Origin of the sequence: Synechococcus sp. R55.4, from assembly GCF_047461935.1 — a bacterium.
Lineage (GTDB): Bacteria > Cyanobacteriota > Cyanobacteriia > Thermostichales > Thermostichaceae > Thermostichus.
The window spans coordinates 85,213-107,168 of record NZ_JANSIF010000003.1 but is presented as its reverse complement, the minus strand read 5'-3'; the positions used below and the strand labels follow the sequence as shown (position 1 = coordinate 107,168).

Below are 21,956 nucleotides of genomic sequence, written 5' to 3'. Positions count from 1 at the left end.
ATCCAAAGAACTGCTTCAATAAACTGTTTGCAGTTTGCTTCTTTCCCAATGTTAACTCTCTCTTCTGTCTGTAAAAAAGCCAATATCTTCTGCCATTTGTTTTCATCTAAAAAAACCAACTTCATCCTCTTTCCTCTATAAATTACTCTCTCTATCCTAACATAAGATCAACACGACCTAGATCCCAACCCGTTCCATAGCTCTATGGCATTGGGCGCAAAAGTGGAGTAAGACAAGAGCAGGTTCCTTGGCGTGCCAATGGGAACTTTTGGGGAGCGAGAGTGCCCTCCTTGGGTTTGCAGAAATACAGCAGTTCGATCCCTGATGAGCGTTGGGTGTGAGGAGTAGGAGTGAGCGTGAACATGGTGCGACAGTGGGTGAGCGCAGTACTCTGCGTGGTGGGTGGATCGTTGATGTCGGGGCTGTTGTCCGGCTGTGCCATCCCGATGCCTTCGGCATCTGCAGGGGTTTCTGAAGTGCAGGTGCGGTTGGTGCATGTGGCCCCCAATGCCCCTCGGATCGACTTGGAAGTGGGAGGGGTGAGAGCTGCTCGGGGCATAGCCTATGGCTCGGTGAGCGAGTACGTGCGCATACCGGCGGGCGAGTACGACATTGTTTTGTTTTCAACGCCTGAGAACCCTGGCCAGCCTGCGAGTTCTTTGGTTGCGGCCAGAACCGTAGCCAATCTCAGGGGCGGGGGAGTATTCTCGGTGGTTGCTGCCAACGAGCCGAATCGCATGACGGCCCTGGTGCTGGAAGACAACATCCATCCGCCCTTTGATCAAGCCCTGGTGCGGTTTGTCCACGCTGCCCCTGATGCGCCGGCCCTGCAATGGCAAGGGGAGCAAGGGCGGGTACTGCTGCCCCAGTTGGCGTTTGGACAAGTATCCACCTTTCAAGCTATGCGCCCCGGCTTTACCCAAATTCAAGTGGCCATAGCCCCTTCAGCCTCCGCGCCAGGTGTGCAGTCGGCTCCCAGCCGGAGCATTCCCCTGCAGCGGTTTGACCTGCAGCTGGAGGCGGGGAAAGTCTATACCCTCTACGTAGCGGGATTGTTGCGCAGCAATCCAGCCCTAAGCCTGGTGCTGGCAGAGGAAACTCGAGCTCGCAGGCTCCTATAGCCAAGGTGTTTCGGTCTCTCTTCTCCTTACACTGAGTTAAGGAATACCTCAGGGTGGGGGCAGATAGGGAATATGCTCTGTGGTGGAGCAGGCCAATGCCGTTGGCGTTCTCCGCTGCCAATATGATCTTACAAGGATCTCAGAATCCTAACATGCGGTGCGAAGCACTAGGGGATGCAGCCTGTGGATGCTTTGTTTCAAGTTGTGGTGCTGAATCAAACCCCAGATCCAGAACGGGTCATCTACCAGGCAATGCACCAGGATTACAGCCCTGATTTTGTCACCTCAGAAAGCCGGATCCCGGAAAAGTATGGAGAGGCCGTGGTGCGGCATTTGCTGGAGGGCAACCGTGGCCACTATGGGCCTCTAGAGCATCCTCAGATCACGTTTGGGGTAGGCTATTTTCCCCATGCTGTCATGCAACAGGCCCGTACTCATCGGGTGGGAATTTCTTTTGATGTTCAATCCTTCCGATATACAGGCCAGCAAATTGCCGATTTGGGCAAAAAGCTCTTGTTCGCGTCAGCGGTGCGGAGCACAACCGAGACTGCTGCTCCTGTTGGCGAGACCGGCTACGGTTGCGTCAGCGATCGCGTCAGCGGGCCGGAGGCCTATCGCGACAGCGGTGCGGAGCACATTGCGGAGCACAGTGGCGGGACAGAGTCCTCCTTGTCTTTGCAAGAGCTGGAAACTTTGTTTTACGTTCCTGCCAGCGTCAAAGAGGGCAAGGCCAAAACCCGCCAAGGCTTTAGGCCCATCTCCCCCGAAGCTTTGGATATCATTCTTGCGCAATATCGCAGCCAGGCCATTGCTTATTATCGCCTGGTAGAAGAGTGCGGATTGCCCTATGAAGATGCTCGCAACATCATTGGCTACGGGATCCGACAACACTTCGTGGTCTCTTTCAATTGCCGTAGTCTAATGCATTTTTTGGATTTACGAGCCAAAGAAGATGCTCAACGAGAAATTCAACATCTGTGTGAACTGATTTGGCCCCACTTTGAAGCGTGGTGTCCCCACGTGGCGGCCTGGTATCGTAAGCATCGCTGGGGAAAGGCTCGATTATCCCCCTAAACTTAGTTTAGATAGATATGCTCTGCTAACCCCTTCTGCGGCTAATCCTGTTTTTGATCTTTTGTTGGGTTACGGGTATGGATCCCAAAGCTTATGAGCAAATGGCAGGCTTGGAAGACCGGCATTGGTGGTTTTTGGGTCGCCGTCACATTCTGAGTCGGGTTATTGGATCCCTGTCGCTTCGCCCCTCTGCTTATATTTTGGAAGCTGGCTGTGGTAGCGGCGGCAACCTGGAGATGTTGTCCAGATTTGGCAAAGTTTGGGCTATGGAAAAGAGTGAAATTGCACTGCCGCTGGCCCAAGCTCGCGGTATTGGGATCGTGGCAGAGGGGGAGTTGCCAAACCGGATCCCCTTTGGTTCTCAACGATTTGATTTGATTGCTTTGCTGGATGTGCTGGAGCATCTGGAGAATGACAAAGAAGCTCTCCTAGCCCTCAGTCAAAGGTTAACCCCATCTGGCTACTTAGTTGTAACTGTTCCGGCTTATCCGTGGCTGTGGAGTTTACATGATGAGCTTAATCATCACAAGAGACGATATACCCGCGGGCAACTTTTGTCGTTGCTTAAAAGCTCAGGTCTAGAAGTTTATACCCTTGTTTTCTTCAACAGTTTTCTTTTCCCAATCATTTCAGGGATCCGCATAATGCAGAATAATGCAGAAAGTGCTTCGCCTGAGGGAAAGCCAAGATCTGAAAATGCCGCCGCTTTGGCTCAATCGACTGCTGACGGGTATTTTTGCTGCAGAAGCCTATCTGATACCTAAGTTTTCTCTGCCCTTTGGTGTATCTCTGCTGGCAGTAGCCGGCCCGGCAACGAAATCGTAGTATCCTGTCATCATTGCTGTTCTCAGACTGCACTTTGATCATTGCTTAAACTCTCATGTTTCGACATCCAATGTCTGCAATTCTGGTAGTTTCTACAACAGCCTTTTCCGACGGTACTTAACTCACTCAACAGGGATTTTTATCTCTTGCATGATGAGGATCCCAATTACTTAAAGAACTTATTTTGTGTCAGCAGCATGAAGTCCTTTGAAGCTGGGAAGGGCCGTCAATAGAATTATCTGGTGAGGGCTACCCATTCAAGTTTTGGTCAACACTGATCTTGTCCAATAGCCTCAGATGCACAATCTTTTCTGTAAGATTGTCAACAGTCTTGATGCCGAAGGAGATAACCCTTGGCCGAACGCGGCTATAAAACTCGTCTGGATCTACATCGTTTGTGGGTGCCCTTGGCCTGTTTTGGCGATGGCCTTTGTATTTGGTTGGCCTTTGGGGCGGGCTACTGGCTGCGCAGCTTGCGTCCTCATCAGCTCTTGCCTTGGGATGTCTACGCGGCCTTGGGATTGTTGACCGCCCTCAGTTATTGGGGCATTCAGGCGGGCTTAGGCGGATACGGTGAGTCGAAGCGCTTGTCTCGCTTTGAAGAATGGGCCAGTTTGCTGGTGGGGTTGGGATTGACGTTTGGTTTGGTGCTGGCAGGGGCCTTTTTCGTTCGCTCGGTCTCTTTGTCGCGGCTGGTGGTGGGCTACGCCGGCTTGTTGGCTCTGCTGAGTTTGACTTTGGTACGGGTGGGGTTGCGGCTGGGCATGGGCTGGTTGTGCTCTAGGGGCTACGGTCGGCGGCAGGTCATCTGGGTGGGATCCTGGTCGGTGTTGGCGGAAGTGTTGGAGCGATTGCAGCGATCCCCGCAGTTGGGCTTCCAGGTAGTCGCCTGGGCAGGCGTAGAGCAAGGCTCTTTTGAGGAAGATCCCCCATCTCAAAATGGGGATCCCCGGCCAGACTCATATCCAGTACTGAACACCGCCCGCCCTACCTCTGACGGGGTTAAGTCTGCCGCCAGGACTCCGCCAGGAACCCTCTCCCGCTTGTGCAGTCAGCCTGAACCTTCCTGGTCAGCTCTCGAGCGGCTGGATCTGGCCCATTTGATCGCCTATCTGCAAGCTCACCCAGAAGTGCAAGAGGTGTGGTTTGGGCAACCGGAGCTGGCAACTGCTCCTCTATTGCTCAGTTTGCAAGCGTTGTCGGTGCAGGTGCGCTTGGTGCCGGATATCTTGAGTTTTTTAACGGTAAACTTCAGCCTACAGTCTCTCGACGGGATCCCTCTGCTGACTCTGCGCCAGCCTCCCTTACGCTATGCCCACAACCGTTGCATCAAACGGGCCATCGACATTCTCGGCGCCTCTCTAGGGCTTGTGCTGCTGAGCCCCCTGTTGTTGGTGATTGCCCTGTTGGTAGCCTGCACTAGCCCTGGCCCCATCTTGTACTGGCAGGAGCGGGTGAGCTTGGATGGCCGCCGCTTTTGGATTGCCAAGTTTCGCACCATGCGGGTGGATGCCGAGGGATCCGACCGGCCCGGCTGGACGCGCCCTGGGGATCCACGGCGGACGGCGGTGGGGGCCTTTTTGCGCCGCGCCAACTTGGATGAGCTGCCCCAACTGTGGAACGTGTTGAAGGGAGAAATGAGCTTGGTGGGGCCTCGCCCAGAGCAGCCCTATTTTGTGGAGCAATTTAGCCAGGAGATCCCCAAGTATCCTGATCGGCATTTGGTGAAAAGCGGCCTGACTGGCTGGGCCCAGATCCACGGCCTACGGGGGGATACCAGCATTGCCCGCCGCACCCAGTATGATCTCTATTACGTGCAAAACTGGTCGCTGTGGCTGGATCTGCGCATCTTGGCCATCACCTTCTGGCAAGGGATCCGCGGACGGCTGGCCGGATACTAGGGGTTAGCGTATGCCATTCTCCCCCCAAGAGCTGCTCTACGAGGGCAAGGCCAAGCGCATCTACCGCACTGCCGATCCCAGGGTTTATCTTTGCCAATACAAAGACGACGCCACGGCCTTCAACGCCCAAAAGCGGGGATCCATCGCCGGCAAGGGAGAGGTGAATTGCACCGTCTCCAGCCATGTGTTTGCCTACCTGGCGCAGCAAGGGATCCCCAACCATTTCTTGGCCCAAACCGGCCCCACCGAGATGCAGGTGCGAGCCTTGCACATCCTGCCTTTGGAAGTGGTGGTGCGCAACCGCACAGCGGGTAGCCTCTGCCGACGGCTGGGCCTGGAGCAGGGCCTTCCCATCGAGCCGCCGCTGGTGGAGTTCTATTACAAAAACGATGCCTTGGGGGATCCCTTGGTGACCCCAGATCACATCCGCCTATTGCAGTTGGCCACGCCGGAGCAGGTGGAGCGCTTGGGATCCCTGGCTTTGGCCATCAACAACCATCTGCAGGCTTTCTGGCGAAGCTGCCGCCTAGAGTTGGTGGACTTTAAGCTGGAGTTTGGCCTGGACGAGAAGGGAGAGATCCTGCTAGCCGACGAGATTAGCCCCGATACCTGCCGTCTTTGGGATCGGGGGGGATCTGAGCCGCGGGTGCTGGATAAAGATCTCTTTCGCTTTGATCTGGGGGATCCGGTGGCTGGCTACCAGGAGGTGCTGCAGCGAGTGCTCCAGGCTACTCTCCCCTCTCCGTCTGGGAGAGGGGCCGGGGGTGAGGGACTATAATCGCCTCAGCGATCCCACTCCTTTAACGCCCGAGCCTCCTTTCGCTTGTCGGGATCCCGCCATGACCTCTCCCCGCCCCCCCTACCCCGGCGAGCGTTTCCGCCGCCAACTGGCCGACCTGCTGAACACCTGGGTGGAGCAGGGGTTGATCGAACCTGCCCAACGGGATCGCCTGCGGGAGTATTACCAACTGGAGAGTTTGCAACGCTCAGCCGGCGGGCGATTTGCCCTGGTGCTGCTGCTGTTTGGCGCAGTTCTGGTGGGCCTAGGGGTGATCTCCTTTGTGGCGGCCAACTGGGCTGCCATTCCCCGCTGGGCAAGAGCCTGGGGGTGCTTGGCCCTCATGGTAGGGCTGCAGGTGGCTGGCTTCCAGGTTTGGCAGCAGGGATCCCAGCGTCTGGGTAGCGCCCTGCTGATAGCCGGTGAACTGACCCTGGGAGCCTGTATTGGCCTGATGGCCCAGTGGGTTCAGCTTGGGGGATCTGCGGCAGGCTTGTTTTGGGCCTGGGGGATGGGCAGTTTGGCCATGGCCTACAGCTTGCGTCACAGCCCCAGTGGTGTACTGGCCTGCCTTCTGCTGGGCTTGGGGATGGTAGCCGACTTCGTGGATTGGGGGACTGTCAACTTCCTCTATCCTTGGTTGACCCTGGGCCTGCTGGTTCCTCTGGCCTATTGGTGTTGCTCTCGCTGGGTTTTTGCCCTGGCCGTGGTGAACTTTGGCCTGGCGTTGCAAGGGTTAGCCGAGCGTTTGGGCAGCTCTTTCCAAGGTTTAACCCTTTTGCATCTGCTTGGTGTTGCAGTTGTGTGGGGGTTGGGTCTGTGGCACCAACGCCATAAGCCTTGGCTAAGCCGGGTTTTAACTGAAGGAAGGGATCCAGAGCTTCCCGGCGAGCTGGAGCAAGGCTTGGATTTGGCCCCGACAGCCCAGAACTTGGCTCTGCTGGGGCTGGGTGTCCTGCTCTATGTCTGGAGCTTTGTCGGGACGTGGGTCGATCTTTCCGAGGATCCCCTCTGGAACGCTGGGGATCCCTGGGCGAGCTTGTCGGCAGTGGGGTTGCTGCTGCTGACGGGCTGGGGCTGGTGGCAGGGTTGGCAGGAGAAGAGATCCCAGCCCGTTTCGTCTTGGCTGAAGGATGCTGCTGTTCTGATTTCTCTGGTTGCCTTGGCGCTTTTGCTGGGGATCGGCAGCGCTGTGCCTTTGAACGTGACGGCAGGAGCAGCCTTGGTCCTCTTTGCCCCCTGGATAGTGACCTTGCTGTTGCTGGGGCTGTCAGCAGTGCTCTGCTGGGAAGGGCTACAGCAAGGGCGGCGGGGGCGCTTCTGGCAGGGACTGTTGGGGCTAACCCTGGTGGTGCTGACCCGCTTTTTCGAGTACCCAACCGGCCTGTTGGCCAAGTCGGCGGTGTTGGTGGCCTGTGGGATCGGGGTAATCTGGCTGGGGCTGAAATTTGAGCGGCGGATTTTCTCCCGTCTCTAATTCTTGCCCTTCTAGGAAGCCAAGCCCCGCTACATGATCAAGCAAAGGAAAAAGCTGGAATTGAGCTGGAATTCACAAGAATTTACAAAGTTTAAGGAACCTGCTTGTATTCCCCAATGTCTTTGCTAGTAAATTCTCAGCTTTGGCTTGAGCTGAGAAGGAAGTGGGCATCTCTATCAAGATTTGGAGAATACAAATGAGAAGTAGGACTGCGTTTGGGCATTTTGGCTTTGCTACTTACGCCCCTTTGGGAGAGTGGTTCTCTTTCGGGTGTTGCCTTGGCTGAAGATCATCTTTTAGTGGCTCAGGCCCCGGAGCCAGCTAGGCAGCCTATGCCTTCTGTGCCTAGATCGATACCCTCCCCAGTTCCCATAGCTCCGGCAGAATCCTCAGAAACTGTAGATGAGCTATTCCGCCAGGTTCCTTTCCCCCCTTCGCCAAGACCTCTGCCTGGCCTTCCGTGCTCGAGACCCATGGTGTTGCGCTCAGTAACCCTCAGCGCTCCTCCGCCAAACCCTGCTTCCCCCCTGCCATCGGAGGTTCCACCCCAAATTTGGACAACTCTCCAGGGCCCTTTCGGGACAGTCAACTGGGGAGAGCCCCAAGCCAATAAACTCTTTGCTCATACCTTCCAATGGAGCCCCCCTTGTAAAACGGGCTGCCGGATGGGAGGCACCCTTACGTTTACCTATCGCAATAACTTGCAGGCAACAAGTAACACAACTCCTAATGCCGGGAACGACAAGTACTACCTATACAACGGCGGGACTTTAACTCAAGCGGGGTTTTTGTATACTTCCCCAAGTCCGCCTGGCCAAACCTTCACCAAAACTCTAACCCTCTCGCCGGCAGAGATTGCCAACAACCGAGTGACCTTAGTAGCTCAAGATGATACGGCGGTTTTGCAAGCTAAGCTAGAGCTTAGATACTGCTGCTGCGAATGCGAATTTCCCATTTGAGTGCAATTCACGTAGGGGGGACTTCATTGTTCCCCCTTTTCTTCAACTCCCCCTGGCTGCAGACCTCAAAGCTTACTCAGAAAGGGTGGAAAAGCCTAACGGCGGGCCTGGGCAAAAATGGCCTGCAAAATCTCGTCGGCCCCCTGCCGTTTTAGCTTTTCTGCCAAAGCTACCCCCACCGCTTCCGGGTCGGCTACGGATCCCATTTGGCTGTCGCGGATGAGCCGCCGGCCATCCAGGTCGGCCACCATACCGGTTAGGTGCAGCGCCTCCCCTTGGACTTGGCTGTGAACGCCAATGGGCACTTGACACCCTCCTTCCAAAGCCCGCAGGAAAGCTCGCTCTGCCAAGCAGCGGGCTGTGGCCTCCGCATCGGCCAAGGGTCGGATAAGCTCCAGAATCCGCTCATCTCCCTGCCGACACTCGATTCCCAGGGATCCCTGGCCAACCGCGTACAGAGACACGCCGGGATCCAGCACCTCGTGGATCCGGTCGGCTTTGCCCAGGCGCTTCAACCCGGCCACTGCCAAAATAAGGCCGTCGTACTCTCCCCTCTCCAGCTTGGCCAAGCGGGTGTTGAGGTTGCCCCGCACATCCTTAAAGTGCAAGTGGGGAAAGGCATGGCGCAGTTGGGCCAGCCGCCGCAGCGATGAAGTGCCGATCACCGTCCCCTCTGGCAGGGTGGCCAGTCGGTAATCCCGGAACTTTTCCCCCACCACCAAAGCATCCAGGGGATCCTCCCGCCGCGTGATCGCCCCCAACACCAAGCCCTCCGGCAGGCGAGTGGGCAAGTCTTTAAGGCTGTGTACCGCCAAGTCGCTGCTGCCGTTGAGCAGGCTAACCTCCAATTCCTTGGTAAAGAGACCTTTGTCCCCAATTTTGGCCAGTGCCACATCCAGGATGATGTCTCCCTGGGTGGAAAGGGTGTTGAGCTCCAGGGGTAATCCCGGATGGTGTTCTTGCAACTGACCCATCACCCACTGGGTCTGCACCAAAGCCAACTCGCTTTTTCGAGAGGCAATCCGCACCGGCTCGGTGATCCCAGCAGAGGGCTTGGAAGGGGTCGAGGCCCGTTCGCTCATGGCTGCCGCAAAAAAGAACACTGTTTCTCACGCTAGCCGAATCTGTGCCAGGGCAAGGCGGCGGCCTTTAAGATCCTTAACCAAAATTGCAGTTTCCCGAAATCAAGACTTTACCGCAGGGATCCCAGCCGGTAGGATAAGTAGATGAATTCTCCGGCTCGGCGGGGGAGGATCCGGTCTGTCAAGCTCCTCTTCCCCAACCCCAGAGCTTTTGAGGGGAGCTTTCTACAATGGGCACAAGCCCCTGGTTTGGTTGGTCGTCTGCCTGGATGAGTCTTATGGAAGAAAACAACGTCAGCAACGGCACTCAGTTACTGCTCAAGCGCAACATTCCCGTTAAGGTGGTGGTCACACCCCTTTGGAAAAAGGAAATGCAGGAGCAATTAGAGCGGCAGATCGAAGCCACCGATGCTCAGATGCAACAACTGGAGTTTCAGGGCAAGCGGGCTATTGCCGAACTGGAGAAACAGAGCCCCAACCCCAACAGCCCCCAAGTGCTCCAACAGGTGGAAGCGGTGAAAAGCCGCGTGAACGAGCAGAAAATCCGCCTCTTGGATCAGAAAAACCAATTGTTGCAGCAGATCAACCAACTGAGCACCCTGGAGCTTAACCAAGAAGTGCTGCAGGGCAATGTGGAGAGCTTCTTCCGAGTCCAAAAAGGAGACAACCTGATCCAGAAAATGCAGGTCGAGATCCTTCTGGAAGATGGGGTGATCAAAGAGATTCGCGGTAACCCATAGGCCGCTCACCCCCTTGCCGGAGAAGCGGCAGTCGGGATCCCCAATTTTTCTCGCCTGTAGGTTCTCGAGAACTCCGTTTCGCCAACACAATGGGTGACAATAGGTAACAACCTCTTAACAGCCTTTGGGTTAACGCTCGCACAGGCTGGCGAGGTTGGGTAACATTGCCGCCCGGGGGAGGATTCCCATGTCTGAGTTCGTCTGGTCAGAGCCAGAGCCTCTCGAGGATCTTCATCTTCCCGATTGGTTGCTCACCTCGGCCCAGCGCCGCCGTCTCAAGGCTCTGCTGGTTCTGGCCATGGTGTGGGGGTTGGTCAGCCTGATGCATGTGGTGCCGACGGCCCGTTGGATCACCGTTGGTTTGGCCACGTTCATGGTGATCCACATTAGCCGCTTATTTCGCCTGCAACCGGCGACCTCCCTGCCCCCTCTGAGACTTCCTTCTGCCGACACGACCCGCCAGGATCCCAGGTCAGCAGATAACAGCAATGACTCCGTCCTGCCGATGCAACCGGATGGGCAGAGCGGTCTTGCTAAGTTCGGTGACGAGTTGGGGGGGCTGGCCTTGCCCCGTGTGGCTGTGTTGATCCCGGCCAAGAACGAGAGCGCAGTGCTCCCACGGCTGTTGCACAGCTTGACCCAGCTCCGTTACCCCACCAGCCATCTGGAGCTGTGGGCCATCGACGACAACAGCAGCGATGCCACCCCTGAAGTTCTGCGGGAAGCCCAAAAGCGGATCCCGCATCTGCGGGTTTACCGGCGGCAGCCAGGACGAGGGGGGGGCAAGTCCGGTGCCCTCAACGAGGTACTGCCCCTGACTCAAGGGGAGATCATCCTGGTCTGCGATGCCGATGCTGTGGTGCCCTCGGATTTTCTTGCCCGCACTCTGCCCTTGTTTGTTCAAGTGGGAAGCCTGCGCAGCCGTTTCAGCAGACGGATGGTAGGGGCTGTCCAGGTGCGCAAGGCCCTGAGCAACCCCAAGGTCAACTTCTGGACTTTGGGGCAGGTGGCGGAAATGGCCTCCGACGCTTATTTTCAGCAGCAGCGCGTGGCCGTGAGGGGCATTGGCGAGCTACGCGGCAATGGCCAACTGGTGCGGCGAGATGTCTTGGAAAAGTGCGGCGGCTGGAATGAGAGCACCCTCACTGACGACCTGGATCTCACCTTCAAGCTGCACCTGGCGGGCGTAGATATCGCCTTTCTGACGGAGCCGGCCATCGTCGAAGAAGGGGTCACCTCTTGGAAAAGTCTCTGGCACCAGCGCTGCCGCTGGGCGGAAGGGGGCTACCAGCGCTATCTCGACTACTGGCCAGGGATCCTCAGTCGCCGCATGGGGATGGCCAAAACAGTAGATCTCTGGGCCTTCTTTATTTCTCAGTACTTGCTGCCGATGGCCTTGGTTCCCGATACCCTCTGGGTGCTGTTGACGGGCCACTCCTCGGTGCTGCTCCCCTTGAACGCTCTGGTGATGGGCTGCCTGACGGTGGCCTTTTACCGGGGGCTACGCCAGGTGGAGGGCTTGCGCGGACGGCGACTTTGGTGGCACACCGCCCTGGGCTTGGTCTACATGCTCCACTGGCTGCCGGTTATGATCGCCACAACCGCTCGCATGTGTGTACAGCCCAAGCGCCTAAGGTGGGTGAAAACTGTTCATCACGGCGCTTGAGGTCAGCAAGTTGGATCCAATCCTGCTATCCTAGTCAAGCACCTGCTTACGCCCCGCTCGACCATGGCCCGCCTCTACTACGACACCGACGCCAACCTGGAGCCTTTGGCCGATAAAACCGTTGCCATCATCGGCTATGGCAGCCAAGGCCACGCCCACGCCCTCAATTTGCGCGATAGCGGTGTCCAGGTCATCGTTGGCCTTCACCCTGCCAGCCCTTCCTGGCCCAAAGCCGAGCAAGACGGCTTAATGGTCAAAACGGTGGCGGATGCTGCCGCTGCCGCCGACTGGGTGATGATTTTACTGCCCGATGAAGTGCAAAAGGCCGTTTTCCAGGGCGAAATCCGTCCCCACCTGCAGCCGGGGAACGTGCTTCTCTTTGCCCATGGCTTCAACATTCACTTCGGGCAGATCCAGCCGCCGGCAGACGTGGATGTCATCATGGTTGCCCCCAAAGGCCCTGGGCACTTGGTGCGGCGCACCTACCAAGCGGGGGAAGGGGTGCCCTGCCTGTTTGCCGTCTATCAAGATGCCTCGGGAATGGCACGGGAGCGGGCCATGGCTTATGCCAAAGCCATCGGCGGCACGCGGGCCGGCATTTTGGAAACCACCTTCCGGGAAGAGACAGAAACCGACCTCTTTGGCGAGCAGGTGGTGCTCTGCGGTGGGCTGACGGCTCTGATCAAAGCGGGGTTTGAAACCTTGGTGGAAGCGGGCTACCAGCCGGAACTGGCCTACTTCGAGTGCCTGCATGAGGTGAAGCTGATCGTGGATCTCATCGTCGAGGGCGGCCTGGAAAAAATGCGCCAGAGCATCTCCAACACGGCAGAATACGGCGACTACACCCGTGGCCCCCGCATCATTACGGAGCAAACCCGCGCTGAAATGAAACGGATCCTCGCCGAGATCCAAAGCGGCCAATTTGCCCGTGAGTTTGTCTTGGAAAATCAGGCCGGCAAGCCGGGGTTCACAGCGATGCGGCGGCGCGAGGCCGAACACCCCATCGAACAGGTGGGCAAGGAGCTGCGGGCCATGTTTAGCTGGCTAAAGAAATAGTCGGGTATCTGGAGCTAAGTGTAGGCCGTCTCTGTGCTGGATCTGAAGCTGCTGCGGGATCGCCCTGAACAAGTACGCCAAGCCCTGCAAAATCGCCGGGCCACAGTCGATCTGGACGGGATCCTGCAGTTGGATCGGGAGCGGCGGCAGTTGGAGACCCGCAAGGGATCCCTGCAGGCTGAAAGCAACAGTCTCGGCAAAAAAGTCGGCGAGATCCTCCGCCAGGGGGCGGATCCCCAGGGCCCCGAAGTGGCTGCCCTACGGCAGCGGGGGGTGGATCTCAAGGCCGAGATCGCCCAACTGGAGCAGCGGGAACGAGAGCTGGAAGAGGAGATTCGCGCTCGGCTGCTCACCCTGCCCAATTTGCCCCTGCCCAGCGTGCCAGTTGGCCGAGATGAGGCCGACAATGTAGAGGTGCGCCGCTGGGGTGAGGAGCTAAAGCCGGCCCATCCTGTCCTTCCCCATGACGAGATTGCCGAAAAACTGGGGTTGCTGGAGATTGGCCGTGCGGTCAAAGTGGCCCAAAGCCGCTTTGTGGCTATGGTAGGGGCGGGCGCGGCCCTGGAACGGGCTTTGATTGCCATGATGCTGGAGCGCCACATTGCAGCCGGCTACACCGAGGTGATCCCACCCTTTTTGGTCAACAGCGCCGCTTTGCAGGGGACGGGGCAGTTGCCCAAGTTTGCCGAAGACAGCTTTCGCTGTGCTGATGACGACCTGTGGCTGATCCCGACGGCGGAAGTTCCCCTCACCAACCTGTACCGGGATGAGGTGATCCCTGCAGAGTCTCTTCCTCTCTACTTCTGTGCTTACACCCCATGTTTTCGCCGCGAGGCGGGCAGCTATGGCCGCGACACCAAGGGGCTGATCCGATTGCACCAATTTCAAAAAGTGGAGCTGGTTAAGGTCACTCGCCCAGATCAATCGGAAGCCGAACACGAGAAGCTGGTGCAGGATGCCGAGGCCATTTTACAGATGCTGGAGCTGCCCTACCGGGTGGTGGAGCTGTGTAGCGGCGATTTGGGCTTTGCGGCAGCCCGCTGCTTTGACCTGGAAGTGTGGTTCCCCTCCCAAAATCAATACCGCGAGATCTCCAGTTGCTCCAACTGCTGGGACTTTCAGGCCCGCCGTGCTAACCTGCGCTACAAAGAAGCCGGCCAGAAAGGCACCCAGTTTGTCCACACCCTGAACGGATCTGGCTTGGCGGTGGGGCGCTCTCTGGCTGCCCTGCTGGAAAATCACCAACAGCCGGATGGCTCGATTCGCATTCCCAAGGCGCTGCGTCCCTTTCTCAGCTCCCGCTTTCTCTCGGAAGACGGGATCCTCATTCCTGCTGCCTGAGCTCAAACTCAACCCAGTTTGATTGAGACTCGATTGAGACGCTCCTGCCCACCCGGCAGACGCCCTTATCTTTTCTGCAGTTTGGAAATGAATCAGCTTGACCTGCTCCTCGCTCTACGAGGATGAGGATCCCTAACACTTCACAGAGACGATCCACCTGACGGTAGCCTCAATCTTTAGGGTCATTTCAAGTTAGGTTGAGACACTTCCCAAGTGCTCTGCGGTACCGCTTCCGCTATGCAAAAGGGGAGAGGAGCTAGGAAGCAATGCATTCCTACCTTCCTGCCGGGCTGTCCTTCCGCTCAAGATTTGCCCTTGAGGCGATCCAACTCAGCTTGCAATTCGGCGATCTTCTGGCGCAAACGGGCCGCTTCTGAAAGTTCGATGGCCGTGCCTGCCTCGCCCTCGGCATTGCTAATGTCGTCGATGGTGATCTTGCGGGGACCGGCAGTTTGTCTGTCTTCTCCCTTGCGGTTGGCGTTGGCGGCGATGGCATCCATGTAAGCCCGCGCCTCTTCAGCGGTCATCGCCCCCCGCTCCACCAGCTCGTCCACCAAAGCTTGCGCCTGCTTGCGCAACTCCATCAGACGGATACCCGCTTTGCTGGCCACCTTGGCAGCATTATCCGCCGCCACAGCCGCCAAACCCATGCCGAAGTAAAAGGCTTTTTGAGCCCAGTTGGCGAGGGGATTGTCTGTTTCGGACATAGTGTAATGCGCTGCTAGGGCAAGGAGGAGAGAACCCAGCAGAGAGAAGTAGGGCTGCAAAGGGCGACCCGGGTTGACGCGCCTGCTCAGAGCATCCCGTGGTGCTGCTATCTTCCGATCCTGACACGGTTTGGGCGTCGGAGCTGCACGGACCCAGGTCTTCCAGTAGCCTAGCATTTTTCCCCTCTGCCCTGCTCGGCTTTCTTGGGCAACAGATGGGTTTCTCAGGGGGCTAGGGAGTTTCAGGCGGCTCCAGATAAACAGGGATCCGCTCTACGGCTGTATCGCTGCGCTGCACCTCCTGTTCCTGAACTTGAGGAAGGGTTACCGGCAGGGTAACCGGTTGAGCAACAAAACAACTGGCCACGGGCAGCGCTTGCTCCAGTTCGTCCAGAGGGCGGGGGATCACTGCCACCGCGTGCAATTCCCCAATGCGCTCTGCTTCGTACATGCCGGCATCGATGGCAATGGCCACGTTGGCCACTGTACCGCGGATAATGGCCGTACATAGGCCATCCCCAATGGTCTCGTAGGCCGCCAGTTGGACATCCGCGGTTTTGAGCATGACATCGGCAGCTCCCACCATTGCCGGGAAGCCGCGAGTTTCCAGCAGGCCCACGGCCAAGTTACTGAGGCGGCTGTAGCCGCGGTTTTGTGCCAGTTGAGACAGCTTGCTGCTGATCGGCAGTACCACTTCCAAGTTGGGCAGGGGGCGCGGGATCACCAAACTGGAGATCTCCTCTTGGTCAAACTGGCGGGCCAGCTCAATGCCCTCCTCAATGGCAATGCGCACATCGGCAATTCCCCCCCGCACAATGGCTGTGCAGTAGCCCCCCGAGGTTTTCTCAAAGCCGATCAGCGTCACGCCTGCCGACTTGGTCATAGCGTCGGCAATGCGCACGATGACCGGAAAGCTGCGCGTCTGAATCAGGCCCAGGGAGGTTGACATCGGCATCCTAACTACTCACGCCAGTTTAGCCATCAGAGCCGGCCATCCCCAGAGGAGAGCACCTGTCGATAGGGATAAATCTTGCCCAAGAGGCGATCCAATTCCGAATGGCCAGGGATCCCGTTGAGGTTGCGCGTTTTGGTCCTTGGGGAACCGGACTTTTCTTGGGTTTGCTCGGCAGCTTCCTGCCAACGGCGGGTTTGCTTTTCAACATTGGCCACCGGAGAACTGGGTGGGGGAGACGGCTCAGGCGACATCTCTGGAGCCATTTCCACTGCCGCCGGCGAGGGCTCTGCCGGGATGGGCTTGCTGCCGCCCGCCTCCTGGAGATCGAAACCATAGGTGGGATCCCCGATCAGCGAGCCGGGGGGAATGACTGCTTGGCTGAGCACCGAACAATTCAGCACTGTGGTTTCTGAGCCGATGCAGGCGTTTTTGCCGATGGTGCCCTGCCCGATCACCAGCACCCCCATTCCCAAGGTTGCTCCCGCCTCCACGATGAGGGATCCCCCACAGGCGTGCAGGACGGATCCCATGCCGATACACACGCCGCGCTCGATGTAGATCCGACAGCCGGGGTTAGCCCGCAGCAGCACCCCTGCCCCAATCCCCACCCCAGCTTCCACCTGCACCTCACCACTGACAAAATAGCGAGTTTCGCCGTTTTGGCCGAGCAAGGTGCGGAGCGTCATGGAGTTGGGCAAAGTAGAGGCCAACAGGGTGCTCCTCATCGCTGGGGGGTTGGACTTGAACCAACAGAGGTCAAAAAAAGCTGGGATCCCTCAAGGGGTTTGGATGATCTGCTCCAGCACTCGCCGTTTGGCCTTGGGATCGATCCCCAGCAGGCGAACGTATTCTCCCTGGTGTTCCGCCAGGCAGGCTTCTAGAGCCGCCACCACTTGGGGCACTTGGGTGGCCTCGATGGGGCTACAGCTTTGCCAAGAAGAGGTGCGAAAACGGCGCTTGTCCGCATGTTCGGTGCCGATGCGGTAGCCTTGGCTGAGCAACTGCTGCACCTGAGCCACCACCTCGGCGCTGAGGCGGGTGCCAGAAAGGGATCCCTTGGGGGCAGAAGCAGGAGCCGCGGCAGCAGCAGCAGATTTTCCGCTAGGGGTTTGGATTATGCGCTCATAGACCCGCCGTTTGCCTTTGGGATCGATCCCCAGCAGGCGCACATATTCTCCCTGGTGCTCCGCCAGGGCAGCCGTCAGCTTGGCCAACACCTCTGGCCCGCGGGTGGCGCGAATGGCCGGCCCACTCTGCCAGGAAGAGGTTTTGAAGCGGCGCTCGTCGGCATATTCGTAGCCGATGCGATAGCCCTGAGCCAGCAGCCGATGCACCTCCTCCTGCACCTCCAGATCCAGGCCGGCACTGCCCCCTGCCGCAGGAGCCGTATCTGCCACCACGCCGGTTCCTGCAGGACTGCTGCTCACCTGGCCTTGCGGGGTTTGAATGACCTTCTCCAGCACCCGCCGTTTGCCTTTGGGATCGATCCCCAACAGGCGCACATATTCTCCCTGGTGCTCTGCTAGGGCAGCCTGAACAGCGGCCAGGATCTCCTGCGGCTGACCGCTCAAATTGCTCAAGGTCTGCCAAGAAGAGGTGCGGTAGCGTCGGGCATCAGCCACCTCCAGGCCAACGCGATACCCCTGCGCCAACAAAGTCCGGATCTCCTCCTCCAGCCCTGAGCCAGAGCGAGAGCCGACCGCCCCAGAACCCGGGGCAGCGGCTGCCGAGACGCGGCTGGGCATCCCAGAAACCAGCGCCGGCCCATCGGGGGTTTGGATGATTTGCTCCAGCACCCGCCGTTTAGCCTTGGGATCGATCCCCAGTAGGCGCACATATTCTCCCTGGTGCTCCGCCAGGATGGCCCCCAGCGATCGCACCACCTCCGCCTCGTGGGTGCTGGCGATTGGGCTTTCGCTTTGCCAGGAAGAGGTTTTGAAGCGGCGAGCATCGGCATACTCTAGCCCCACGCGATAGCCTTGGGCCAACAGGGCACGAATTTGCTCCACCACCTCCGGCTTGAGAGGGGATCCGCCGCCGTTCCGGCCATTGCCGCGATGGGAAGAATGAGTCATGGGTGCCGTCTCCGTAGCCGTTGAGTTAGAGGTGCGCTGCAGTTCGTTGCGGATGGGAGCGATACAGACGAGGTTTTCGCTGCACTGGTAGCCCTCTCGCAGGGCTTGGTTGATGCCGATCACGTGTTGGGCAAACTTGGCATCGCTATCCTGGACGTCGGGCAGCCGGTCGGCCTCGGCCTGGGTGGTGATGATGGATCCAGAAGGCACGTACTTGCCTGGGGGGATCTCCACATCCTGGATCAGGCAATGCAACATGATGATGCAGCCATCCCCAACCCGAGCGTTGAACACCGTCGAGCGGAAGCCAATAAAGCAGTCGTTGCCCACGTAGGCCGGCCCGTGGATCAGAGCCATGTGGGCGATGGAAGTATTTCTGCCGATCCAAACGGAGTAGGGTTGGCCGTCTTCTCCTATCACCCGCCCCTGTTCCAGGCCGTGGATGACCACCCCATCCTGAATGTTGGATCTGGCGCCAATGTGGAAGGGGGATCCCTCGTCAGCGCGAATGGAAGTTCCCGGGGCGATCAGCACCTCCGCTTCCACCCGCACATCCCCAATGAGGTTGGAGAAAGAATGCACGTAGGCTGTGGGATCGATCTTGGGCTCCGCCAGTCGGCGAGACCAGGGCGTTGGCGGTGCAGCATAGGTGTGAGCAGGCATAACCGTGAGCCTCTAGAACGCAGTAGGGCGGACAAGGGCAGCAAGAGAGATGAGAAGGGAAGGGATCCCAGCTAGCGTTGATCGCGCTTGTTGTAGAGAGAGCGACCGCCAACGCTGACGGTATCGATGATCGCCATCACCACTGCATCCAGCGGGCGAGTCTGGTTTCCTTGCGGCTGGCGAGCGGCACTGCCTTGGCTAACCAGCACCCACTCGTCAATGCCGGCCCCCACCGGATCGGCAGCCACAGCGTAATCGGGTTGCGGCTGGCCCTCGAGATCGACGTACTGCACCAACAAAAACTTCACGCCCGTCAAGCTGGGATCCTTTTGAGTGCTGGTGACGGTGCCCCGCACAATGGCAATACGCATCAGGGACGGGTGAAGGGACGGATGGCATTGACCCCTTCGCGGAACTGAGCCACATCCTCGGTGTAGCGAATGGGCAACACGTACTCCAGGTTCTCGTGGGGACGGGCGATAATGTGCCAAGACAACAACTGGCCGCCGTTCACCCGCTTCACCGAGTCAATGCCGGCAGCCACCGAGGCTTGCACCTCCGAGACATCCCCCCGCACGATCACGGTGACCCGACCGCTGCTGATTTTCTCGTAACCCACCAGGGTAACGCGGGCTGCCTTGACCATGGCGTCGGCAGCTTCTACCACTGCCGGGAAGCCCAGGGTTTCGATCATTCCAACTGCAATAGCCATAGGTACTCCTTACGCTGAAAGTGAAAGTGGGGTGCGAACTTTACTGAAGTGGGGACTAGGTGCGGAACTGCTCTACCGCCTCGGTATAGCGGATGGGCAACACAAACTCCAGGTTCTCGTGGGGACGGGCAATGATGTGGTGGGAGAGAATCTCACCCCCGCTCACCCGCTTGGCAGACTCCAAACCGGCAGCCACCGAGGCTTGCACCTCCGAGACATCCCCCCGCACGATCACGGTGACCCGACCGCTGCCGATTTTCTCGTAACCCACCAGGGTAACGCGGGCGGCCTTGACCATGGCGTCGGCAGCTTCTACCACTGCCGGGAACCCGCGGGTTTCGATCATTCCAACTGCAATAGGCATATCAACTCTCCACTTTTGAACACACTCAGTTCCTGAACGTTGTCGAACCCAGCAACAAGGCAAAGTGATCTCGCTTATTGGGTTCGCTCATGCAATCTCCTTTCGATTTCATCAGAGAGATCCTCTGCCCAAATCTCGATTGACAGCTTTTCCCGGCGACACCTACCCCAGCCACCAGAGACCCCCCTCTGAGGGGAGAAGGCTCTGCCCAGCCGCAGACCTCAGACTGAAGTCGGAAAAGGTTGTAGGAGCCATCAGGGTTAAGCGCAACTGTCACTCAGGCGGGCAAAGCTGCCAACTCTGAGCTAAGTCCACATCTTTCTTGTACAAAATCGATCATACAAAATTGACTAGGACAGCTCAGAGAAGGGATCCCCGACTTAACAAAATGATATCCCTATTTAATCCTGGACGAAAATCAATATTTTTAATTAGCACGATAGCTTTTTATTAAGAGAGGCAAAATTGTTATCAATTCAAAAATAATTCTTGACATCTTTTCAACTTTCACCGCTCATCGACTCCTGGATCATCGGCGCAGTGAGGGGGGCACTTCCAGGCCGTGGGCTTCCATGAGGTCGGCTTGGCCCATCAGGTGGGCCGGGGATCCCTGGGCCCAGATCCGACCTTGATCCAACAGGATGACCTGATCGCACACCTCCAGGATCAGCTCCAGATCGTGGGAAGCCAGCAGAAAAGTGTGGGCGGCCTGTTGCAAAAAAACTATCAACCGGCGCCGGGCTCGCAAATCGAGGTTGGCTGTCGGCTCATCGTAGAGCACCAACTGGGGCTGCATCGCCAGGATCCCGGCAATGGCAACCATGCGCTTTTCCCCACCAGAGAGGTGATGGGGGGGACGATCGGCCAAATGGAGGGTGCCGGTCATCTGCAGGGCGGCCTGAACGGCAGCCGCAATCTCCCCCTCAGGACGGGCCAAATTGCGCAGTCCGAAGGCCACATCTTCGGCCACCGATGGGGCAAACAGTTGGTCGTTGGGATCCTGAAACACCAACCCCACCTCAGGGCGAAACTGGCCGGGCCGCAGCGGCTGGCCAAACAAACTCACCTGGCCAGAGCAGGGGGGCAACAGGCCGCAGAGGGTGAGGAACAGGGTAGTTTTACCCGCGCCATTGGGGCCGATCACCCCCAGATGTTGCCCAACCTCGACCCGCAGATCCAGCCCTTGCAGCACCGGCGGATGACCGGGATAAGCTGTCCACAATTGGTTCACCTCCACCGCTGGCACCGGGTTCATAGCAAAGCTAGGGCATCCGCACGTCTTTCCAGCGCTCCTGGGTGGCCGTGGGGGTAAGTTGCAAGGTGGGCACACTGGGGCTGGTGAGGTCAATGTGGACGATGTCGTCGGGCGTACACTCGCAGTAGCGGCGCAGATCCCGCATTTGGTTGAGGGTCTGAATTTGCAAGGGCAAGCGGTCGGAAATCGGCCCCAGGTAGACGTTGCCCAGCTCAGTATGCAGGGTGATCCCCGCTCCAGATTGCCAATCCACTGCCCTGATCTGAATTTCAGACTGCTGTAAAGCCCTGAGCAACAGCGCCCATTGCTCTGGGATGTGGTTCTCCCAGCCCAGCAGCTCCAGCTCAGGCCAAGACTTGGGGGAACGGTAGGGATCGGGAGACAGCCAGTTGCCCTGGACATCCACCCAGCCCATCTGGTCGCCCCATCGCGCGCGCGCCACAGGTTGCCGTTCCCGCACCTGGACGATGACACCCACCGGCAGCAGCCGTCGCTGCACCTGGACGCTTTCGATGGGAGAGGGGCGGGTCGGGGATCCCAGCAAAGCCCTTTCCAAAACAGCCGGTTGCACCTGCCAAATGTTGAGGGGATACTGCAGGGGCAATTGTGCCCGTATCCAGGCGGGATCGACCCAGTGGGCACCCTTTACCTGAATCTGTTCTGGCTGACGAATTTGCCAGTGGGGCTGCCGTAGGCCCAGCACCAGCAGCGCCAAGAGGGTCATCGAACCGGTCAGGCGCCAGGATCCCTGCCAGAATCGGCTGCGCCGTTGCCGACGCAAAAGCTGCCTACGCTGCAGGATTTGTTCACGGTTGGGAGCAGCCAGGAGTGCCATGGATCCCCCTTCACCCCATCACGGGGTATGCAGATGGGGAACATTCCGTGCTTCTACTCAACCCGCCATCTCCTGAACCTGATCCGCCCGCAGCCAAACCGTAGGGGTGGGAACAGCCCCAAACTTAATCTGCAGGTAGTCACCTTTGATATCCACGACTTCTCCGGGGGTCTCGAAAACGTAGTTGGGAATAAAAGGATCGCTTGCCTGCGCTTCTAAGCTACCCTCCAGTTTCTCGCGGATAGCCCGCACCAAGGTGCCTCGCTTAATCGCCATTGCTCCTCCTCAGTTCAGTCGCAGATTAGCCGGTTCGATAGCAGTTGTATCACGCCTGTCGCTGCTGCGAAGAGGAAAGCTGGGATCCAGCCTC

The 21,956-nt window shown here is 58.2% G+C and carries 21 protein-coding genes, 1 other RNA gene and 1 pseudogene; 10 read left to right on the top strand and 13 right to left on the bottom strand.

Annotated features, from left to right (window positions below; translation table 11 throughout):
• Nucleotides 1–125 (bottom strand): annotated as a pseudogene (locus NW842_RS01465) (IS5/IS1182 family transposase); the annotation flags it as partial.
• Nucleotides 126–350: 225 nt separating this feature from the next.
• Between NW842_RS01465 and NW842_RS01460 the strand changes: the two are divergent.
• The 6 genes from NW842_RS01460 to NW842_RS01435 all read left to right on the top strand — a co-directional run bounded on the left by NW842_RS01460 (nt 351) and on the right by NW842_RS01435 (nt 7,176).
• Nucleotides 351–1,121 carry a DUF4397 domain-containing protein gene (locus NW842_RS01460; RefSeq protein ID WP_414351985.1) on the top strand — a complete coding sequence of 257 codons (771 nt, stop codon included), beginning with the start codon at nt 351–353 and terminating at the stop codon, nt 1,119–1,121.
• A gap of 183 nt (nt 1,122–1,304) precedes the next feature.
• Nucleotides 1,305–2,195: an FAD-dependent thymidylate synthase gene (locus tag NW842_RS01455; protein ID WP_414373723.1), complete on the top strand. Its 891-nt coding sequence runs from the start codon at nt 1,305–1,307 to the stop codon at nt 2,193–2,195.
• A gap of 77 nt (nt 2,196–2,272) precedes the next feature.
• A complete protein-coding gene (locus tag NW842_RS01450) occupies nt 2,273–2,959 on the top strand; it encodes a class I SAM-dependent methyltransferase (protein ID WP_414373725.1) in 687 nt (228 codons plus the stop codon).
• 414 nt (nt 2,960–3,373) lie between these two features.
• The gene (locus NW842_RS01445; protein ID WP_414373727.1) at nt 3,374–4,921 is read left to right on the top strand and encodes a sugar transferase; all 1,548 of its coding nucleotides are present in this window, start codon (nt 3,374–3,376) and stop codon (nt 4,919–4,921) included.
• A 10-nt stretch (nt 4,922–4,931) separates the two neighbouring features.
• Complete coding sequence (gene purC / locus NW842_RS01440) at nt 4,932–5,699, top strand: phosphoribosylaminoimidazolesuccinocarboxamide synthase (protein WP_414373729.1); 768 nt, start codon at nt 4,932–4,934, stop codon at nt 5,697–5,699.
• Between the two features lie 61 nt (nt 5,700–5,760).
• Nucleotides 5,761–7,176, top strand: a complete 1,416-nt coding sequence (locus tag NW842_RS01435; protein WP_414373730.1) for a DUF2157 domain-containing protein — start codon at nt 5,761–5,763, stop codon at nt 7,174–7,176.
• A 1,054-nt stretch (nt 7,177–8,230) separates the two neighbouring features.
• On the opposite strand, the gene hemC is transcribed toward NW842_RS01435, so the two are convergent.
• Nucleotides 8,231–9,217, bottom strand: coding sequence for a hydroxymethylbilane synthase (hemC, locus tag NW842_RS01430; RefSeq protein WP_414417329.1), 987 nt, complete (start codon nt 9,215–9,217; stop codon nt 8,231–8,233).
• A gap of 278 nt (nt 9,218–9,495) precedes the next feature.
• On the opposite strand from hemC, the gene NW842_RS01425 reads away from it, so the two are divergent.
• The 4 genes from NW842_RS01425 (at nt 9,496) to serS (ending at nt 14,020) form a co-directional block, all read left to right on the top strand.
• Nucleotides 9,496–9,957, top strand: a complete 462-nt coding sequence (locus NW842_RS01425) for a YlqD family protein (RefSeq protein ID WP_011433386.1) — start codon at nt 9,496–9,498, stop codon at nt 9,955–9,957.
• 187 nt (nt 9,958–10,144) lie between these two features.
• Nucleotides 10,145–11,623: a glycosyltransferase gene (locus tag NW842_RS01420; protein ID WP_414417328.1), complete on the top strand. Its 1,479-nt coding sequence runs from the start codon at nt 10,145–10,147 to the stop codon at nt 11,621–11,623.
• A 63-nt stretch (nt 11,624–11,686) separates the two neighbouring features.
• On the top strand, nt 11,687–12,679 hold the full coding sequence (gene ilvC / locus NW842_RS01415; protein ID WP_414417327.1) for a ketol-acid reductoisomerase: 993 nt from the start codon (nt 11,687–11,689) through the stop codon (nt 12,677–12,679).
• Nucleotides 12,680–12,712: 33 nt separating this feature from the next.
• Complete coding sequence (gene serS, locus NW842_RS01410) at nt 12,713–14,020, top strand: serine--tRNA ligase (protein ID WP_414356981.1); 1,308 nt, start codon at nt 12,713–12,715, stop codon at nt 14,018–14,020.
• Nucleotides 14,021–14,322: 302 nt separating this feature from the next.
• Here serS and NW842_RS01405 read toward each other — a convergent pair whose 3' ends face one another.
• The 11 genes from NW842_RS01405 to NW842_RS01355 form a co-directional block, all read right to left on the bottom strand.
• Nucleotides 14,323–14,727, bottom strand: coding sequence for a hypothetical protein (locus NW842_RS01405; RefSeq protein WP_414329207.1), 405 nt, complete (start codon nt 14,725–14,727; stop codon nt 14,323–14,325).
• A 62-nt stretch (nt 14,728–14,789) separates the two neighbouring features.
• An RNA gene (gene ffs / locus NW842_RS01400) (signal recognition particle sRNA small type) lies at nt 14,790–14,887 on the bottom strand.
• Nucleotides 14,888–14,959: 72 nt separating this feature from the next.
• Nucleotides 14,960–15,682, bottom strand: coding sequence for a carbon dioxide-concentrating mechanism protein CcmK (locus NW842_RS01395; protein WP_414329208.1), 723 nt, complete (start codon nt 15,680–15,682; stop codon nt 14,960–14,962).
• 26 nt (nt 15,683–15,708) lie between these two features.
• Nucleotides 15,709–16,392, bottom strand: coding sequence for a hypothetical protein (locus NW842_RS01390; RefSeq protein ID WP_414373736.1), 684 nt, complete (start codon nt 16,390–16,392; stop codon nt 15,709–15,711).
• A 66-nt stretch (nt 16,393–16,458) separates the two neighbouring features.
• The gene (locus NW842_RS01385; protein WP_414373738.1) at nt 16,459–18,420 is read right to left on the bottom strand and encodes a ribulose bisphosphate carboxylase small subunit; all 1,962 of its coding nucleotides are present in this window, start codon (nt 18,418–18,420) and stop codon (nt 16,459–16,461) included.
• A 71-nt stretch (nt 18,421–18,491) separates the two neighbouring features.
• Complete coding sequence (locus NW842_RS01380) at nt 18,492–18,791, bottom strand: EutN/CcmL family microcompartment protein (protein WP_011433394.1); 300 nt, start codon at nt 18,789–18,791, stop codon at nt 18,492–18,494.
• Nucleotides 18,791–19,132 (bottom strand): carbon dioxide-concentrating mechanism protein CcmK, encoded by a 342-nt coding sequence (locus NW842_RS01375; protein WP_011433395.1) that lies wholly within the window; start codon nt 19,130–19,132, stop codon nt 18,791–18,793. Before NW842_RS01375 ends, NW842_RS01380 begins: the two co-directional genes overlap by 1 nt.
• 55 nt (nt 19,133–19,187) lie before the next feature.
• Complete coding sequence (locus tag NW842_RS01370) at nt 19,188–19,496, bottom strand: carbon dioxide-concentrating mechanism protein CcmK (protein WP_011430450.1); 309 nt, start codon at nt 19,494–19,496, stop codon at nt 19,188–19,190.
• A gap of 529 nt (nt 19,497–20,025) precedes the next feature.
• Nucleotides 20,026–20,751 carry an energy-coupling factor ABC transporter ATP-binding protein gene (locus tag NW842_RS01365; protein WP_414407987.1) on the bottom strand — a complete coding sequence of 242 codons (726 nt, stop codon included), beginning with the start codon at nt 20,749–20,751 and terminating at the stop codon, nt 20,026–20,028.
• Nucleotides 20,752–20,758: 7 nt separating this feature from the next.
• Nucleotides 20,759–21,586: a cell division protein FtsQ/DivIB gene (locus tag NW842_RS01360; protein WP_414417326.1), complete on the bottom strand. Its 828-nt coding sequence runs from the start codon at nt 21,584–21,586 to the stop codon at nt 20,759–20,761.
• Nucleotides 21,587–21,643: 57 nt separating this feature from the next.
• A complete protein-coding gene (locus tag NW842_RS01355; protein WP_011433398.1) occupies nt 21,644–21,862 on the bottom strand; it encodes an NAD(P)H-quinone oxidoreductase subunit O in 219 nt (72 codons plus the stop codon).
• Nucleotides 21,863–21,956: the final 94 nt, after the last annotated feature.

Excerpts from the sequence above, each read along its gene's own strand:
- NW842_RS01450 (WP_414373725.1), top strand. The coding sequence starts at position 2,273 with ATGGATCCCAAAGCTTATGAGCAAATGGCAGGCTTGGAAGACCGGCAT.
- purC (WP_414373729.1), top strand. The coding sequence starts at position 4,932 with ATGCCATTCTCCCCCCAAGAGCTGCTCTACGAGGGCAAGGCCAAGCGC.
- NW842_RS01435 (WP_414373730.1), top strand. The coding sequence starts at position 5,761 with ATGACCTCTCCCCGCCCCCCCTACCCCGGCGAGCGTTTCCGCCGCCAA.
- hemC (WP_414417329.1), bottom strand. The coding sequence starts at position 9,217 with ATGAGCGAACGGGCCTCGACCCCTTCCAAGCCCTCTGCTGGGATCACC.
- NW842_RS01425 (WP_011433386.1), top strand. The coding sequence starts at position 9,496 with ATGGAAGAAAACAACGTCAGCAACGGCACTCAGTTACTGCTCAAGCGC.
- NW842_RS01420 (WP_414417328.1), top strand. The coding sequence starts at position 10,145 with ATGTCTGAGTTCGTCTGGTCAGAGCCAGAGCCTCTCGAGGATCTTCAT.
- ilvC (WP_414417327.1), top strand. The coding sequence starts at position 11,687 with ATGGCCCGCCTCTACTACGACACCGACGCCAACCTGGAGCCTTTGGCC.
- NW842_RS01405 (WP_414329207.1), bottom strand. The coding sequence starts at position 14,727 with ATGTCCGAAACAGACAATCCCCTCGCCAACTGGGCTCAAAAAGCCTTT.
- NW842_RS01395 (WP_414329208.1), bottom strand. The coding sequence starts at position 15,682 with ATGCCGATGTCAACCTCCCTGGGCCTGATTCAGACGCGCAGCTTTCCG.
- NW842_RS01385 (WP_414373738.1), bottom strand. The coding sequence starts at position 18,420 with ATGCCTGCTCACACCTATGCTGCACCGCCAACGCCCTGGTCTCGCCGA.
- NW842_RS01380 (WP_011433394.1), bottom strand. The coding sequence starts at position 18,791 with ATGCGTATTGCCATTGTGCGGGGCACCGTCACCAGCACTCAAAAGGAT.
- NW842_RS01375 (WP_011433395.1), bottom strand. The coding sequence starts at position 19,132 with ATGGCTATTGCAGTTGGAATGATCGAAACCCTGGGCTTCCCGGCAGTG.
- NW842_RS01370 (WP_011430450.1), bottom strand. The coding sequence starts at position 19,496 with ATGCCTATTGCAGTTGGAATGATCGAAACCCGCGGGTTCCCGGCAGTG.
- NW842_RS01365 (WP_414407987.1), bottom strand. The coding sequence starts at position 20,751 with ATGAACCCGGTGCCAGCGGTGGAGGTGAACCAATTGTGGACAGCTTAT.
- NW842_RS01360 (WP_414417326.1), bottom strand. The coding sequence starts at position 21,586 with ATGGCACTCCTGGCTGCTCCCAACCGTGAACAAATCCTGCAGCGTAGG.
- NW842_RS01355 (WP_011433398.1), bottom strand. The coding sequence starts at position 21,862 with ATGGCGATTAAGCGAGGCACCTTGGTGCGGGCTATCCGCGAGAAACTG.